Below are 15,348 nucleotides of genomic sequence, written 5' to 3'. Positions count from 1 at the left end.
TATGTGGACGTATATAAAACGCGATAAAAGGTTTTGGATAAGCATTGGGTTTCTTCTCATATTAGTTCTTTTGAGCATCGGAAATATGATATGGAATGATGGACAGATTAAAAAAGTTACACTGCAATATGATGCGTCAGGAAACCCAGAAGTGCCACCATTTTCACCTTCATTACAATTTTTACTCGGGACAGACCGGAAAGGATATGACCTTTTACATTTAGTCATTGAAGGCGCGAAGTGGACGATTGGTATATCTATTTTAATTGCGGCACTTAGAATGGTAATAGGTGTGTTTTTCGGTGTTGTACTCGGAACATATATAAAAAGAGGCTTTTCAAAGATTGAGGCTTTTTTTGATAGTTTCACAGTTATTCCGACGGTTATGATTGCGTATTTCTTTCTTCAATCTGTGAATAGATTTGGAAGTGGAGAGGAAACAACAACTTTTTTTGAAAGGGCTTCGTTTCAAGTTGTATTACTTGTAATGCTTGTGATGCCAGTTATTGCACTGTATGTTGCGAAGGAAGTTCGTAAATTACAAACGGAAGAATTTATTGATGCCGCGCGCATATTAGGTGGATCAAGAAGACATATTGTTATAAAGCATCTTTTTCCGCACCTATATATGACGTTTATACTTGTATTTCTTCAGCAGTTTACGCAGACTCTTACTATTTTACTGCACTTAGGGTTACTGGAAGTATTCTTTGGCGGAACTGTTAAGTTTTTAGGACCGGTAGAAGAAATAGACTCTTACACACATGAATGGTCAGGTTTAATTGGAGTTTATTTTAGATCATTAACAGTGCATCCGTGGATTCCTCTCGTTCCAATTACATTTTTTGGACTTACTATCTTTTCAGGAAATATGATTGTGAAAAGCATAGAAGAAGCGATGATGAAAGTAAGGTTAGGCGGTGAGATAAAGAAGACAGATGTAGAAAAGGAACAACCTGCTGTGCAGTCAAAAGAAGAGCTATTTACGTTTAAACATACGATGTGAAAATAAAAAAGAAGCAAGCATAATCAATGCTTGCTTCTTTCTATTTTGCAGAAACTTCACCTTCAGCTTCTGTTTGCGGAATAAAGTATCCGATTATACCACCGATTATTGCCGGAACGATCCAGCCGATTCCTAAGTTATAAAAAGGAATAGTGTGTACGATATTAGCGATAAAGTTTGGAATCATTCCCACATTATCAAGTGCATGAATACAGCTAATAATGAATGCCGCGATCATCGCTCCGATATAGACAGAAGGTTTACGTTTCGTATATTTATCAATAAATGATACGAAAATTAAAATGATGGTAATTGGATATAAAATAATTAATACAGGTAATGTAATTTTAATTAATAAGCTTAAGCCTAAGTTTGAAATGATGAAGCTAAAGATACAAACGTATAGTACCAGTTTCTTGTATGAAACATTCGTTAACACTGTTGCGAAATAGTTTGCGAATGCACTTACAACACCGATTGCAGTCGTTAAACAAGCAAAGATAATTGCGATACTTAATAAAACATTCCCGCTTGTCCCAAAGAATTGATACATAACAGTAGCTAATAGCTGACCGCCGTTTTCAAATTGTCCTAAGTTTCCGTTTGAAGCGCCAATATAACCGAGTAAGAAATAAACAATTGTTAAGAAAAGGGCAGCAATGCTTCCGCAAATAATTGTATATTTCGCAATCGATTTCTTATCTTGTATACCGTTTTGGCGAATTGCATTTACAACAATTGTTGATAATACGAGAGCTCCGATTGCATCTAATGTTAAAAAGCCTTCGAGAAATCCTTTGAAAAATGGGATTTCTTTATAGTCACCAACAGGTTCTGCGAACGATCCTGGTGAAAGAATCGCCTTTGTTGCCATAATTGCAATAATTCCAAGTAAAATTGGCGTTAATATTTTTCCGATATGATCTACTAGTTTGGATGGATTTAATGATAAGAAGTAGACGACTGTAAAGAAAATCGCACTAAAGACTAACATAGAGTACCATTGATCCGGGAAGAGTGGTGCGATTCCAATTTCGTAAGATACAGTTCCAGTTCGTGGAATAACAAATAGTGGGCCGATTGAAAGATAAATAATGATAGCGAATACTGCTGCGAATTTTGGATGAACACGGCTTGCTAAAGTATTAAAACTACCACCAGCAAGGGCAACAGCCACGATAGCTAGTAAAGATAAACCGACGTCCGTAATAATAAATCCTGTAATGGAAACCCACATATTTTCTCCGGAAGAAAGACCAAGAAGGGGCGGGAAAATCATATTACCAGCACCGAAGAAAACTGCGAATAGTAGTAAACTAATCGAAAGTATTTGCGCTGGTTTTAAAGTTGTACGCATATAAAGAAAATCCTCCTAATGAGTGTTTTTGTCGAAAATTCAAATAATTTGTCGAGTAACTGTTATTATTTTAAAGGTCTGATGACTAGAAAGCAAGAGGGAATTTTAAAAATATTTTAAAATAATGCGTAAAATTGAATAAATATACTATTTATATGTTAATGCAGGAAGAATTTCACTTATAACGTAAAAAAACACATATCGCTAGGATATGTGTATTAAAAATAAATTTGCCTATCACGTTCTTCTTTTAAAATTTCTACAGCCTCTCGGAAACGTTGAGAATGGACAATTTCTCGTTCGCGTAAAAAGCGTAAGCTATCATTTATATCGGGATCGTCTGATAAATCAATTAGCCATTGATAAGTCGCTCGTGCTTTTTCTTCAGCTGCAATATCCTCGTATAAATCTGCGATAGGATCTCCTTTCGCTTGAATGTAAGTGGCAGTAAAAGGAACACCACCTGCATTATGGTAAAACAAGGCGCTATCATGATTCGCATAATGCGCGTCTAATCCGGCAGCTTTCATTTGTTCAGGTGTTGCATCTTTTGTTAATTTATAAATCATTGTAGCAATCATTTCTAAATGGGCGAACTCTTCTGTACCAATATCAGTTAGTAAGCCAACGACTTTGTCAGGAATAGTATAACGCTGATTTAAGTAGCGAAGAGCAGCAGCTAGTTCGCCGTCCGCACCACCGTACTGTTCAACTAATAATCTTGCGAGTGCTGGATTACAAGTACTCACTTTAACAGGATATTGTAATTTTTTTTCATAAATCCACATAGTTTCTCTCCTTTATCCCACTATTTGCGGGCAGTAAGACTCCCACCTCAAAATTCGGCTGGAGCAAAGAAGTTGGGTGGAAGCCCTGCTGCCCGTAAACGCTCGATTGGTGAAGGCTAATAATCAGTGGGGGATGAACAAAACCCCCACTGATTAAAGTTTCACTTTATATTTGCCATGGCCAAGGGCCTTTGCTCCATTCCCATGGAGCGTTAGAATAACTGTTTCCAAACTGCTGAAGTGGTCCGTATCTTTCTTCAATTTTTTGTTTTAATACTCTTCGTTTATAAGAAAAATCGTTGAATTGATTTATAGCTGCAGTATCGTCGGGATGCGTATCTAAATAGAGAGTAAGTTCAACTAATACAAAGTCTAATTCTTGCAGCTCTTCAATCCATTTGTAATATTCATCAGGCAATGTTTGTGTCACGTTTTTATTCACCGTCCTTTTTTGTAAGGATTTTCATAATAATCATAAAAAGCAGGCCATAAAGTCCCTTTTCTTAAAGCTTCTTTTGGTGTGAATTGGGGTAAATTAGTTGGTTGAAAACCCATATATAAGTGCGGGGGAGTTGAGTAATATTTCTTTCCAATTGGAGGGCAAGGGTCTTTGGGACTGTGGTAAGGTATGTAAGATTTCATGAATTTATCCATGTTACACTCCTCCTTTATAAATGAAATATTCATCACTACGTATTGTATTCGTACATAATTGTAAATTATGACTCATATAGAAAACTAATAGAGACAGGGGGAGTGCGGATGGGAAGTATTACAACATGTATTGTATTAGAATCTAAAAACTTAAAGGAAACATTATATTTTTATGAAGGAATTTTAGGTTTTAAACCGAGCGAGGAGAGGCCGCAATTACATGTAACAGGTGTTTGGTATGATATTGGTTCGACGAGAATTTGTTTTGTGGTAAACAGGGGACTGGGAGAGTATAGAGAGACTGTCACATCATCAGCTACGGAGATATTTTTAAGAACCTCAGATATTGAGCGGATAAAGAAAAAGTTAGAGTTTTATCATATATCATTTGTGGAAGATTGCCATGGTGAAGAAATAAGAATAAATTTCTATGACCCAGATCATTTTAAGCTCCAAATTGTTTCAACAGAGAATACAGAATAGCGTCTTTTATAATGTAATAATCTGAATGGGAAATGAAAAAAATATTGACAAGCCCCTCCAAATATCTTAATGTGATTGTATAAAATTGTGTATATAAAGGGGAGTAACTTATTACAGTAAAGTCGTCATTACAGGGAGAAACCCTCGGCTTTATTGGCAACGATTCGTTGTTAGTGAGACCTTTACCAGCAATGGTAAAGGCCCCTTATTGTCTTTTTAGGACCCTTACCATATTTGGTAGGGTCCTTTTTGTATACAAAGAGAGGAGATAGAAAATGAAAAAACTTATTAGTAGATTAAGAGTTGTATTTCATGTCCGCCGTTTTGTTCCGTTCCTATTTGACTTTTTTACTTCAAAAGAGGTTTCCATAAAGAAGAAAATTTTATCTATTGCTTTTTTAGTTGGGTATGTTGCGATGCCGCTCGACTTCATTCCAGACTTCTTGCCGTTTATTGGTATTTTAGATGATATTGGAATTGTGTTATTCATTTTGAATCGAATCGTAAAGATGGCGCCAGTTCAATTGCAAGAAAAGCATAATGTGAATATAGGATAGGGGTTAAAAGTATGGAGCAAATTATTTTAGATATAATTGAGTATTTAAAGCAGTTTTCTTATTTTGGAGTTGTGTTAGCTTTAACTTTTGAGTTTATTCCAGCAGAGGTAGTTTTGCCGCTTGTTGGGTATTGGGTGTACGAGGGAGATATGAATTTTTGGCTTGCGGTGTTAGCCGGAACACTTGGTGGAACGACAGGACCATTAACGTTATACGCGCTCGGTTATTACGGCGGGCGCCCTGTATTGGTGAAATACGGTAAATATTTCTTCATTAAAGAAGAACAAATTCAAAAAGCAGATGATTTCTTTGAGAAATATGGACCGGTTGTAGCATTTGTTGGACGCTTCGTCCCGGGAGTTCGAACGCTTATTTCCATTCCATGTGGTATGGCGAAAATGAACATATGGAAATTTAGCATATATACATTTGTAGCAATGTTCCCGTTAACGACTTTGTATATTTATTTTGGAATGAAATTAGGTCCGCATTGGGAAAAAGCAGCAGGTGTTGTTGGACAATATATGTTACCTATATTAGTGGTCGTTCTTATTGTTGTAGGTAGTATCTTTATCTATAAATTTATGAAAAAACGAAACAAAACTGAATCTATTTAGTTAGTAGCGCTAAGGTGTGATTATTTTTTGAAAATGGATGAATAGTACAGGCAAAAGACTCTGAAGGACATACACATATAGGGAATATAAAAGAGAGAGGGGAAACAACTATGTCTTGTGAATGCTCAGGATCAGCGTTAACTTGCTGTCCAGATAAAAATTATGTGCAAGATAAAGTGTGTAGTCCGTGGTCTGCTACTGTAGCTACAACAGCAATTGATAATGTTCTCTATACAAATAATATTAACCAAAACGTAATTGGTACTGGTTTTGTTAAATATGATGTTGGACCAGGCGCGATTACCGTAGAAGCACTTGATTCTGCTGGGAATACAATTGATACACAAACATTAAACCCAGGAACGAGTATCGCGTTTACGTATCGCCGCTTTGATAGTATACAAGTTGTGTTACCTGCAACACCTGCTGGAACGTATCAGGGAGAATTTTGTATTACGACACGCTATTCACTTTCGTAGAAGAATAGGAGAGGGTTGAAATGGGAATGAGAAGTTCCAGTTTGTCTTGTTGTTCTAATAAAACACTTGTGCAAGATCAAGTATGTGCAGACTGGTCAATTACAGGTGCGGGTACTCAAATTGTATATACGAATAATCTTACACAAGAAATATACGGTTCAGGTTATGTAAAATATGATACAGGTGCGAATCCAATTACAGTGGATTTTTTAGTAGGTGCTACAGTAGTCGATACGATTACTGTACAACCGCAAAGTAGTGGTACTTTCACAGTGAGGCACTTTACTACTGTTCGAATTACAACGACGGGAACGACTGTTAATCAAGGAGAGTTTTGTATTACAGTACGTTACTCAATTTCATAACAAGGCATACCTTAAATGGTATGCTTTTTTGAATAGAGGGAGTAATGAAATATTTATTTTATAAGCAACATGTAAATTGGCAACAGTACTTGCCTTCTAAATATAGAGAAGGATTACTTTGTATATTAATAATACTGACGGATTGTAAATCCTTACCCATATAAGATATTGTATTACCAGGAAATACAGTGAAAATATTGGTTACTGCTCCGACGATTTGAATTGTAATTGCTTCGGTGCTACTAGTACTATTGTAAAACGAGACAGTACCTGATATAAGTAGTATCCCATCACTTTGCCACAGTATCATCGATTGTGATGCATCTTTAGTAGAGAGAATGGTGTCATTAGTTATGAGGAAGTTCCCAGCAAATTCATTTGTTACTAGTTCACAATGGGGATTCGGAGGAGGGGATGGTGGACAAGGGTCTGGGCAAATGATAGATAAGGGAGCGAAACAGCCGATATTTTTTTTGTTTTTCAAACGAACCCCTCCTTTGCAAGTTTTTCTTTTACTATTATTAAATGTAAAAGCATGGCCGACGTGTTAAGAATGGCCGAAAAAATTAAAAATTATGATTGTCTAATAAGCTTAAAACCTTATATTAGTTTTTATTATATAGAAAAGATTATATGTAAAGGGACATTAGAAAAGAAAGATTATACTCTTTTAGACAAAATGTGGTTGTTTACAATAATACAAGTAATGTTGGAGTTAATAATTAATTAACTGTATATTTACAAAAGTCTAATAAAATTAATTTGTCATTCAAACGGAGTTAATATGTTTTCGTTACAATAACCCTTGTAATTAATCAATTATTATGAGGAGGATTTACGTGGAAAGAACTGCTTTAAGAAAAGTAAAAGGACTTATTGGATTATTAATGGTTTTTGTATTAGCATTCGTGTCATTTCCGTGGAGTGCGTCGGTTAAAGCGGAAGATAAAAAGCAAGAAAAGGCACCAAGTGAGAAGAAAATCGTTTTTCCAGTTGTAAGTGATGTGCATATTAAAGATAGTGGAACAGATGATACGTTCCGCTGGAAAAGAGCGATTGAACAATTTAATACGCTTGCACCAAAGCAAGATGCGTTTGTCATTGTAGGTGATTTTACTGATTCGGGTTCAGTAAAGCAATATGATCGTTTCATGCAAGTGTATAACGAAAATGCAAATAAAGATGCAGTACGAATGAATTCTCTAGGTAATCATGATTATTGGAACGGCTTATCTGTAGAGGGAGCACAGAAGCGTTTCTTAGAAAAGACAGGAATGGAATCGATTTATTATCATAAAGTGGTAAAAGGGTATCATTTCCTTGTTATGTCTCCAGAGGATGGGACAACACATGGCTATTATTCGGACAAGCAAATTAATTGGTTAAAAGAAGAAATGGCAAAGGCACAAAAAGATGATCCAGAAAAACCAATTTTTGTGTTTTTACATCAACATATTAAAGATACAGTGTACGGTAGCCAAGAATGGGGAACGAAAGATAGTGCAAAAATTAATGCGGTGTTAAAAGAATACCCACAAGTAATTACGTTTTCAGGCCATTCACATTATCCGTTAGATGATCCAAGATCGATTCATCAAAAAGACTTTACGTCTGTTGGAACATCTTCTGTAAGCTATATGGAAGTGGAAGGCGGTAAAGTACAAGGGAATATCCCGCCAGGAGCTAGTACATTAAGCCAAGGTTTATTAGTAGAGGTAGATGACAAAGAGGTAACAATTAATCGCCGTGATTTCCATACAAACTCTTGGACAGGTGAGCCTTGGAAAATTCAGTTGCCATCAAAGAAAGAAACATTTACGCATGTAGAAGATCGTGATAAAGAAAAGCCATCTTTTGCAAAAGATGCGAAATTGTCAGTATCAAATGTAACGGAAAACGCAGCAACAGTAACATTCCCACAAGCGGTGGACAACCTTCTTGTTCATTCTTATCGTGTACAAGCGAAGGATAAACAAACAGGTGAGATTAAAAATAAGTTATTAGCATTCTCAGAGTTTTATCGTGATCCAGTTCCAAAAGAACTTACATTTACACTTGCAGGATTAGATGGCGGGAAATCATATACACTTGAAGTAGTTGCGATTGATTCGTTTGGCAATGAAAGCGCGCAGCCGTTAACGGCTGAAATTACTACGAAAAAAGATAATATTGATCCGAATGTAAAAGTGCCAAAGGCAGACGTTTTTGATGTGAATTTCTTAGATGGTACATTTAAAGATAACTCACCGTTTGGAACAAAAGGTGATGTGAAAGGGAATGTATCTATTGAATATGATAAAGCGTTGAAAACAAATGTAATGAAATTAAATGGACAAGCAAATACATTTGGATATCTTCCATTTTCAGCAGCACAAAAAGAAAAAGTAGCAAATTCATTTACGTTAGAAACTGTATTTTCAATGAATGAAATTCGCGGACAAGGTATTTTGCAAAATACAGAGAGTGGTGGAATTGGTTTTGAGTCTACAAGAAGTGGCTATGTAGAATTATGGGCTCATATTGGCGGAAACTATAAACGTGTTGGCGTTCAATTAGAAGCAAACAAAACGTATCATTTAACAGGAACGTATAACGGAAGTGAAGTAGCCATTTATGTAGATGGTAAAAAAGTAAATAGTCAGCCAGCTAGTGGAAAAGTGTATCATCCGAACGTTCCATTTGCACTTGGTGCAGATCCAGACAGCAACGGAAATGGTGGTATTCCGTTAAATGGACAAATTGCATTAGCAAAATTATATAGTAAAGCATTAAGTTCTTCAGAAGTAGCAGCAGCATATAACGAGTTTTCTAATCGTACAAAATTAGAGCAAGTAAATGCGTTATATGAAGAGATTGCGAAAGTGAAAGAAGTATTGGCAGGTACTTATGAATTTGGTGAAAAGCCAGGTCAATATTCACAAGAAGCTTTTAATGAATTACAAAAAAACTATGACAATGCTAAGAAAGTGTTTGGGAATATGACAAGTACAGGTGAGCAATTTGTTCAAATGTATAATGAATTAAAAACAGCAAACCAAACATTCGTACAATCAAAAGTGGCAGAAGAACAGCCAAAAACACCGAAAGAAAAATTACAAGTGAATGTTGAATTTGCAAAAGCAGTAGTGAAAAAAGCACAAGCTGCAAATGTAACGGACGGTTCAGTGAGATCATTGAGCCAAAAAATTACAGTTGCAGAAGCTGTATTAAAAGATGTGAAAGTAAAAGATGCACAGGTAGAAACGATGAATCGTACGTTAGAGCACGCTATTTCACTGGTTGAAAAAAGCATCAACAAGTAAGGTATAAGAAAAAGAAGCTTATCATGATAGGCTTCTTTTTTGTTATACTAAAAGTAGTATAGAAAAAGGGAGCGAATAATTTGGAAGAGAAAAAGCTAAAAAGAATTCTTGAATATGTATGGATCGCCGTTGTGCTCCTTGTAGGATATTATTTATTAAAAGATAAAAGTATATGGGTTCTATTTTTAATGACATTTGTATTAGCGGGATTAGGAACGCTATTTATTAACTTTTTCTTTGATAGTTTGAATGCATGGAGAAAGAAAAAGAAAGAGGCGAAGTAAGGGAGAAGAAGTATACAAAAAGTTGTAGGTTATGTACGAACTTGCATCGGTATATTTTCCCCACTATTAACGGGCAGTAAGACTCCCACCTCAAAATTTGGTGAATACGAGGAGGGCAGTGGGGAGACAACTGCCCGTAAGAGCCCGATTGGTGAGGGCTAATAATTAGTGGGGGATGGACAAAACCCCCCGCTGATTAAAGTTTCACTTTATCGTTTTACAAGCGTTAACGAAAAAACATAATAGAACGTGAAAATAGCTCGCCTTTATTATAGGCGAGCTATTTTTTATGCTTCTTTTTTCTCATCATTTGTTTTTTCAGTAGCTAAATGACTATGTTTTCTAGAGTAGAAGAAGTAAACGCATAAACCGACTATAAGCCAGACTGCAAAGCTGATCCATGTCGTTTTAGACAAATTAAGCATTAAATATAAACAACAAATAATAGCGACAACGGGTAGTGCAGGTACGAGTGGTGTACGAAAGCCTCGTTTTAAATCAGGATGAGTTTTCCGTAAAATAAGTACAGCAAAGCAAACGAATGTGAAGGCTGTTAACGTACCGATGTTTACTAAATTTGCTAGTAAATGTAGGTCTAAAAGTCCTGCTAATAAAGCGGAAACAACGCCAGTAATCCATGTGTTTAGTAAAGGGATTTTTACTTTTTTATTTACGCGTGATAACGCTTTTGGGAGTAAGCCGTCTCGGCTCATTGCATAAGAAACACGAACTTGTCCATACATAACGACCAAAAGAACGGTTGTCATTCCTGTCATCGCACCAACTGCAAGTAGCCCCGCAATAGTATCTTCACCAACGAAATGCAGTGCAAATGCAACTGGATCAGAAACATCTAATTGCGTATAAGGAACCATACCTGTTAAAACGAAAGATACGATCATGTATAAAACTGTACAAATAAGAAGAGAACCGATAATGCCAATTGGTAAATCACGCTGCGGTTTTTTCGTTTCTTCTGCCGCAGTTGCGATTGCATCAAAACCTAAAAAGGCGAAGAAGACAGTGGCAGCTCCCGTAATAATACCGTCGTACCCGAATGGAATGAACGGTGTCCAATTTTCAGGCTTTACATATTTTGCGCCTGCTACGATAAAGGCGATAATAACTGCTAATTTGATAAGGACCATAATATTATTAATGCGTGCGCTTTCGCGTATACCAAAACTTAAAACCCCAGTAATGAGAAGTAAAATACAAACAGCCGGTAAATCAATGAGACCACCTTTTCCTGTTCCAGGGGCCGAGGAAATAATGGCGGGAAGGTGTATATTGAATCCTTGAAGCAATGATTGTAAATATCCAGACCAGCCAACAGCTACCGCTGCAACTGCGAGTAAATATTCGAGCATTAAACACCAACCAACGATGAAGGCGACAACTTCTCCAACGGTCATGTATGCATAAGTGTAAACACTTCCTGAGACTGGTATAGAAGAAGCGAATTCGGCATAACAAAAGGCTACACAAGCACAAGTAAATGCAGCAATAAGGAATGATAGCATAATACCAGGACCAGAATGTTTCGCTGCTACAATCCCTGTTAATACAAAAATCCCTGTCCCAATTACGGCGCCGATTCCTAAAAACGTTAAATCGAGTGCCGTTAATGTTCTATCTAGCTGCCGTGGTGATTCAGTACTAAGCGCTTTTTTTCGTAATAATGACTTCACTTTGGACTCTCCCCCCGTTTTTACATTTCCATAACTGCGAATAGTGTGAAGCCATTGGAAAAGAGTACGTAAGTGAATGTAGGTACAGTTATGGTATGTAGTTTTTTGAAATTTCTGGGTTAATCTTATTATAATTCAGAATATTTTGTCAAATGAAACTTTAACAAATAAAAAGCCGGGTGTAAGGAGAAACTATGTGCAGAAATAGATGCAGGTTAACAAAAAGATTTACTTTATATAGTAGGAGAAGATGCTATGTTATTTTATTTTGAACTTGTCGTCATTTTACTTTGTACGAAATTAGCTGGTGATATTAGCGTTAGACTCGGTCAGCCTTCTGTACTGGGTAAATTAATTGTTGGTATTATTATCGGTCCTGCGGTGCTAGGTATTATTAATAGTTCAGAACTTATTGATGAGCTTAGTGAAATTGGTGTTTTGCTACTTATGTTTATGGCGGGACTCGAAACAGATTTAGAAGAGTTAAATCGGAATTTAAAATCATCATTTGCAGTAGCGGCTGGTGGAATTATTTTTCCTTTCATCGGTGGTTATGTGGCAGGGTTGTTGTTTGGATTAATGCAATCTCATGCAATTTTTATAGGGTTATTACTTTGCGCAACATCGGTTAGTATTACAGTGCAAACGTTACGTGATTTAGGGAAGATGAATACGAGAGAAAGTACTACGATTTTAGGTGCTGCCGTATTTGATGATGTAATTGTCGTTATTTTATTAGCGTTTGTTATGAGCTTTTTAGGAACGCAAGATGTGAATATAACACTGGTTATCGCAAAGAAACTTATTTTCTTTGTAAGTATTGTTTTTATCGCATGGAAAGTTGTTCCGTGGATTATGAAAATGCTCGTCCCGCTTCGCGTGTCGGAAGCGTTAATTAGTGCGGCTCTTATTATTTGTTTCTCTTTTTCGTATTACAGTGAAATGATGGGAATCGCAGGTATTATTGGGGCTTTTGCAGCAGGAATTGCAATTTCGCAAACAGAGTACAAGCATGAAGTAGAACATAAAATTGAACCGATTGCTTATGCGATATTTGTACCAGTGTTCTTCGTAAGTATCGGAATGGAAATTACATTTCAAGGTATCGGAAGTCAACTTTGGTTCATTATCATTATGACGCTCATTGCAATATTCACAAAGTTAATTGGATCAGGTTTAGGAGCAAGATTAACAGGGTTTAATTTACAATCTTCTATTAGTATTGGTGCAGGGATGGTGTCGCGCGGAGAAGTAGCGCTTATTATCGCAGCAAATGGATTAACTGCGAATTTATTAGCGAAAGAAAATTTCACAGCTATTGTCATTGTTGTTATATTGACGACAATTATTACGCCGCCACTTTTAAAGAAGTACTTTGTATAGAGGGAAAGAGCTTATCTGACGTAGATAAGCTCTTTTTTATTACAAAATGCAGTGGTCATGTAGCATGAATGGATTGTAATTATGATAAAATCTACGTATGTGATATGACAAGGAGATGGATGCGGTTGAGGATTACAAAGGGGAAAGTTATAGGTGTAGTTATACTCCTTTTATTGTGCATACCATTTATTGTAGGAAAAGAATCAAAAGTGAAAGGTTTTCCGGTTTCTATTTTTTCTTCCTATGTGGAAGGGGATAATCCGAAAGAACATAAGTACACCGCATTTTTACCTGACTTCGCAATTTGGATAGACGGATGGGAAAAACAGAGATCTGAAGGTGAAATAACTGCATATAAAAAAGGGAATCGAACTGTAATTGTTCAGCATCCTCCTGGTGATGATGGCTATTATCTCCATGAAGAAGAATATACGAAATAAAAAGCAGCTGTAAGAAGTGGAGGTGAAATGGTGAAAGCTTCAACATTACTATTTAAAATTGAAAATAATATGGATCAATTTTCACCAGCTGAAAAGAAGGTTGCCATGTACATAATGGAGAACGCAGAGATTGTTCCAAATTTAACGACAAAAGAAGTGTCTACAAATGCGGGATCGAGTGAGGCGAGTGTTGTACGTTTTTGTAAAACAATCGGTATTGGAAGCTTTAAAGCATTTAAGATAGCGCTCGTTCGTGAATTAACAATTGTTGATTATAATATTAACGATTTTTCAGTGATGAATACAGAAGATGGACCGTACGATTTGTTTAATAAAGTTACATATGTGAATAAAGCTGCAATTGAGGCGAGTGTTACTGCGATAGATAAGAAGGAACTTGAGAAAGCTGCAGATAGTATTGTAAATGCTAATAAGATCATATTTTATGGTGTAGGTGGATCAGCTACACCGGCGATGGACGGAGCTTATAAATTTACTAGGCTTGGATTTACTGCAATGATGCTATCTGATTTTCATATGATGTTGCCACTCGTAACGAATTTAAAAGAAGGAGATATATTTGTGGCGATTTCAACTTCTGGGCGGACGAAAGATGTGCTCGAAATGGCGCAATATGCGAAGAAGCGAGGAGCTACCGTTATTGCGATTACGAAGCTAGATCAATCATCTCCTTTATATAAAGCTGCAGACATTCGCCTTTGTATGCCGGATGTAGAGCAAGATCATCGCATTGCAAGTATTGCTTCACGAATGACTCAGCTAAATATGATTGATGCTTTATACGTTATTACTTTTAACCGTATTGGTAATAATGTGATAGATCAATTTATGGAGACGAGAGAAGAAGCTCTGCGGTTACGGAAGTTAAAGTGAAAAGATGGGGCAGCCCATCTTTTTTGTGTGGCTGGACATAAATTTGTCATGAAAAGAAATAAAATTTCATAAAATAAGAAAGTAATGTTGATTTTTAATTTCTTAAAGTTATAATAAAAGTGTGAAATTAAATTTCAGAGAAGGTGACAATATGTTAGAAAATTTATCTACAGAACATCGCAATGAGAAGACAATGAATTTAGATGAGATGAGCATAAAAGAAGTTTTACAAAGTATGAATCAAGAAGATCGAACTGTTGCGTTAGCAGTTGAAAATGAAATAGAAGAGATTGAAAAGGTTGTACAAATTGTTATTAAGTCTTTTGAAGAAGATGGACGATTAATTTACATTGGTGCTGGTACGAGTGGTCGTTTAGGCATTTTAGACGCAGTGGAGTGCCCGCCAACATTCGGTACAGATGACAAAATGGTGCAGGGATTTATAGCAGGTGGATTGAAAGCGTTTACCAAAGCGGTAGAAGGTGCTGAAGATCGTGAAGAGTTAGCAGAAGAAGATTTAAAAAGTATTGGATTAAACGAGAAAGATACGGTGATTGGAATTGCAGCAAGTGGTAGAACGCCTTATGTAATTGGGGGATTGAAATACGCAAATAGTGTGGGAGCGAGTACAGCGAGTATTTCTTGTAATAAAAATGCTGTGATAAGTAAATATGCAAAACTAAATGTGGAAGTGGAGACAGGCGCAGAAATATTAACAGGCTCAACACGATTGAAGGCTGGCACAGCGCAAAAGTTAGTACTGAATATGATTTCTACAGCGTCTATGATTGGTGTAGGGAAAGTATATAAAAACTTAATGGTAGATGTTCAATCTACAAATGCAAAATTGGTAGAGCGCTCAAAACGAATTATTGTGGAAGCGACAGGCGCTAGTTATGAAGTAGCTACAGAGTATTATGAAAGAGCAGATCGAAATGTGAAAGTTGCAATCGTTATGATATTACTACAGTGTGAATATGGGGAAGCACTAGAAAAATTAAAATGTGCGAAAGGATTTGTGAAGAAGGCACTTTAAACTCTGGGGAGG

The 15,348-nt window shown here is 36.4% G+C and carries 18 protein-coding genes; 12 read left to right on the top strand and 6 right to left on the bottom strand.

Annotation, left to right across the window (positions count from 1 at the left end; genetic code table 11):
- Position 1 precedes the first annotated feature (1 nt).
- Entirely contained in the window at positions 2–1,006 is a 1,005-nt protein-coding gene (locus tag JTF23_RS17815) for an ABC transporter permease (RefSeq protein WP_016103806.1), read from the top strand.
- A 40-nt stretch (positions 1,007–1,046) separates the two neighbouring features.
- Here the strand turns inward: JTF23_RS17815 and brnQ2 are convergent, their stop codons facing one another.
- The 4 genes from brnQ2 to JTF23_RS17795 all read right to left on the bottom strand — a co-directional run bounded on the left by brnQ2 (position 1,047) and on the right by JTF23_RS17795 (position 3,805).
- Positions 1,047–2,363 carry a branched-chain amino acid transport system II carrier protein BrnQ2 gene (gene brnQ2, locus JTF23_RS17810; protein ID WP_002159172.1) on the bottom strand — a complete coding sequence of 439 codons (1,317 nt, stop codon included), beginning with the start codon at positions 2,361–2,363 and terminating at the stop codon, positions 1,047–1,049.
- 218 nt (positions 2,364–2,581) lie between these two features.
- A complete protein-coding gene (cotJC, locus tag JTF23_RS17805) occupies positions 2,582–3,151 on the bottom strand; it encodes a spore coat protein CotJC (protein ID WP_002140479.1) in 570 nt (189 codons plus the stop codon).
- 166 nt (positions 3,152–3,317) lie between these two features.
- Positions 3,318–3,581 carry a spore coat protein CotJB gene (locus tag JTF23_RS17800; RefSeq protein WP_000194952.1) on the bottom strand — a complete coding sequence of 88 codons (264 nt, stop codon included), beginning with the start codon at positions 3,579–3,581 and terminating at the stop codon, positions 3,318–3,320.
- 8 nt (positions 3,582–3,589) lie between these two features.
- Positions 3,590–3,805, bottom strand: coding sequence for a spore coat associated protein CotJA (locus tag JTF23_RS17795; protein ID WP_002201665.1), 216 nt, complete (start codon positions 3,803–3,805; stop codon positions 3,590–3,592).
- A 108-nt stretch (positions 3,806–3,913) separates the two neighbouring features.
- Between JTF23_RS17795 and JTF23_RS17790 the strand changes: the two genes are divergently transcribed.
- From JTF23_RS17790 to JTF23_RS17770, 5 genes are all read left to right on the top strand, one after another.
- Entirely contained in the window at positions 3,914–4,288 is a 375-nt protein-coding gene (locus JTF23_RS17790; RefSeq protein WP_204209312.1) for a VOC family protein, read from the top strand.
- Between the two features lie 275 nt (positions 4,289–4,563).
- Positions 4,564–4,845: a YkvA family protein gene (locus tag JTF23_RS17785; protein ID WP_002159169.1), complete on the top strand. Its 282-nt coding sequence runs from the start codon at positions 4,564–4,566 to the stop codon at positions 4,843–4,845.
- A gap of 11 nt (positions 4,846–4,856) precedes the next feature.
- A complete protein-coding gene (locus tag JTF23_RS17780; RefSeq protein WP_002203339.1) occupies positions 4,857–5,462 on the top strand; it encodes a DedA family protein in 606 nt (201 codons plus the stop codon).
- 110 nt (positions 5,463–5,572) lie between these two features.
- Positions 5,573–5,941, top strand: coding sequence for a DUF3992 domain-containing protein (locus tag JTF23_RS17775; RefSeq protein WP_078174035.1), 369 nt, complete (start codon positions 5,573–5,575; stop codon positions 5,939–5,941).
- A 20-nt stretch (positions 5,942–5,961) separates the two neighbouring features.
- On the top strand, positions 5,962–6,306 hold the full coding sequence (locus tag JTF23_RS17770) for a DUF3992 domain-containing protein (protein ID WP_002169096.1): 345 nt from the start codon (positions 5,962–5,964) through the stop codon (positions 6,304–6,306).
- A gap of 58 nt (positions 6,307–6,364) precedes the next feature.
- Here the strand turns inward: JTF23_RS17770 and JTF23_RS17765 are convergent, their stop codons facing one another.
- A complete protein-coding gene (locus tag JTF23_RS17765; RefSeq protein WP_204209311.1) occupies positions 6,365–6,790 on the bottom strand; it encodes an S-Ena type endospore appendage in 426 nt (141 codons plus the stop codon).
- Positions 6,791–7,145: 355 nt separating this feature from the next.
- Between JTF23_RS17765 and JTF23_RS17760 the strand changes: the two genes are divergently transcribed.
- Together JTF23_RS17760 and JTF23_RS17755 are read left to right on the top strand one after the other, a co-directional pair.
- Positions 7,146–9,608: a LamG-like jellyroll fold domain-containing protein gene (locus JTF23_RS17760; protein ID WP_204209310.1), complete on the top strand. Its 2,463-nt coding sequence runs from the start codon at positions 7,146–7,148 to the stop codon at positions 9,606–9,608.
- Between the two features lie 80 nt (positions 9,609–9,688).
- Positions 9,689–9,892 carry a hypothetical protein gene (locus tag JTF23_RS17755; protein ID WP_002159163.1) on the top strand — a complete coding sequence of 68 codons (204 nt, stop codon included), beginning with the start codon at positions 9,689–9,691 and terminating at the stop codon, positions 9,890–9,892.
- A 287-nt stretch (positions 9,893–10,179) separates the two neighbouring features.
- On the opposite strand, the gene bcaP is transcribed toward JTF23_RS17755, so the two are convergent.
- On the bottom strand, positions 10,180–11,625 hold the full coding sequence (gene bcaP, locus JTF23_RS17750; protein ID WP_204209351.1) for a branched-chain amino acid transporter BcaP: 1,446 nt from the start codon (positions 11,623–11,625) through the stop codon (positions 10,180–10,182).
- 213 nt (positions 11,626–11,838) lie between these two features.
- Here bcaP and JTF23_RS17745 point away from each other — a divergent pair, with 213 nt between their 5' ends.
- The 4 genes from JTF23_RS17745 to murQ all read left to right on the top strand — a co-directional run bounded on the left by JTF23_RS17745 (position 11,839) and on the right by murQ (position 15,336).
- A complete protein-coding gene (locus JTF23_RS17745) occupies positions 11,839–12,966 on the top strand; it encodes a cation:proton antiporter (protein WP_002203334.1) in 1,128 nt (375 codons plus the stop codon).
- Positions 12,967–13,091: 125 nt separating this feature from the next.
- Complete coding sequence (locus JTF23_RS17740) at positions 13,092–13,406, top strand: outer surface protein (RefSeq protein WP_204209309.1); 315 nt, start codon at positions 13,092–13,094, stop codon at positions 13,404–13,406.
- Between the two features lie 30 nt (positions 13,407–13,436).
- On the top strand, positions 13,437–14,300 hold the full coding sequence (locus JTF23_RS17735) for a MurR/RpiR family transcriptional regulator (protein ID WP_204209308.1): 864 nt from the start codon (positions 13,437–13,439) through the stop codon (positions 14,298–14,300).
- Between the two features lie 151 nt (positions 14,301–14,451).
- Positions 14,452–15,336, top strand: a complete 885-nt coding sequence (gene murQ, locus JTF23_RS17730; RefSeq protein WP_204209307.1) for an N-acetylmuramic acid 6-phosphate etherase — start codon at positions 14,452–14,454, stop codon at positions 15,334–15,336.
- Positions 15,337–15,348: the final 12 nt, after the last annotated feature.

Source organism: Bacillus sp. RIT 809 (genome assembly GCF_016892495.1).
Taxonomy (GTDB): Bacteria; Bacillota; Bacilli; order Bacillales; family Bacillaceae_G; genus Bacillus_A; species Bacillus_A cereus_U.
This window is presented reverse-complemented; position numbering and strand designations above follow the sequence as displayed.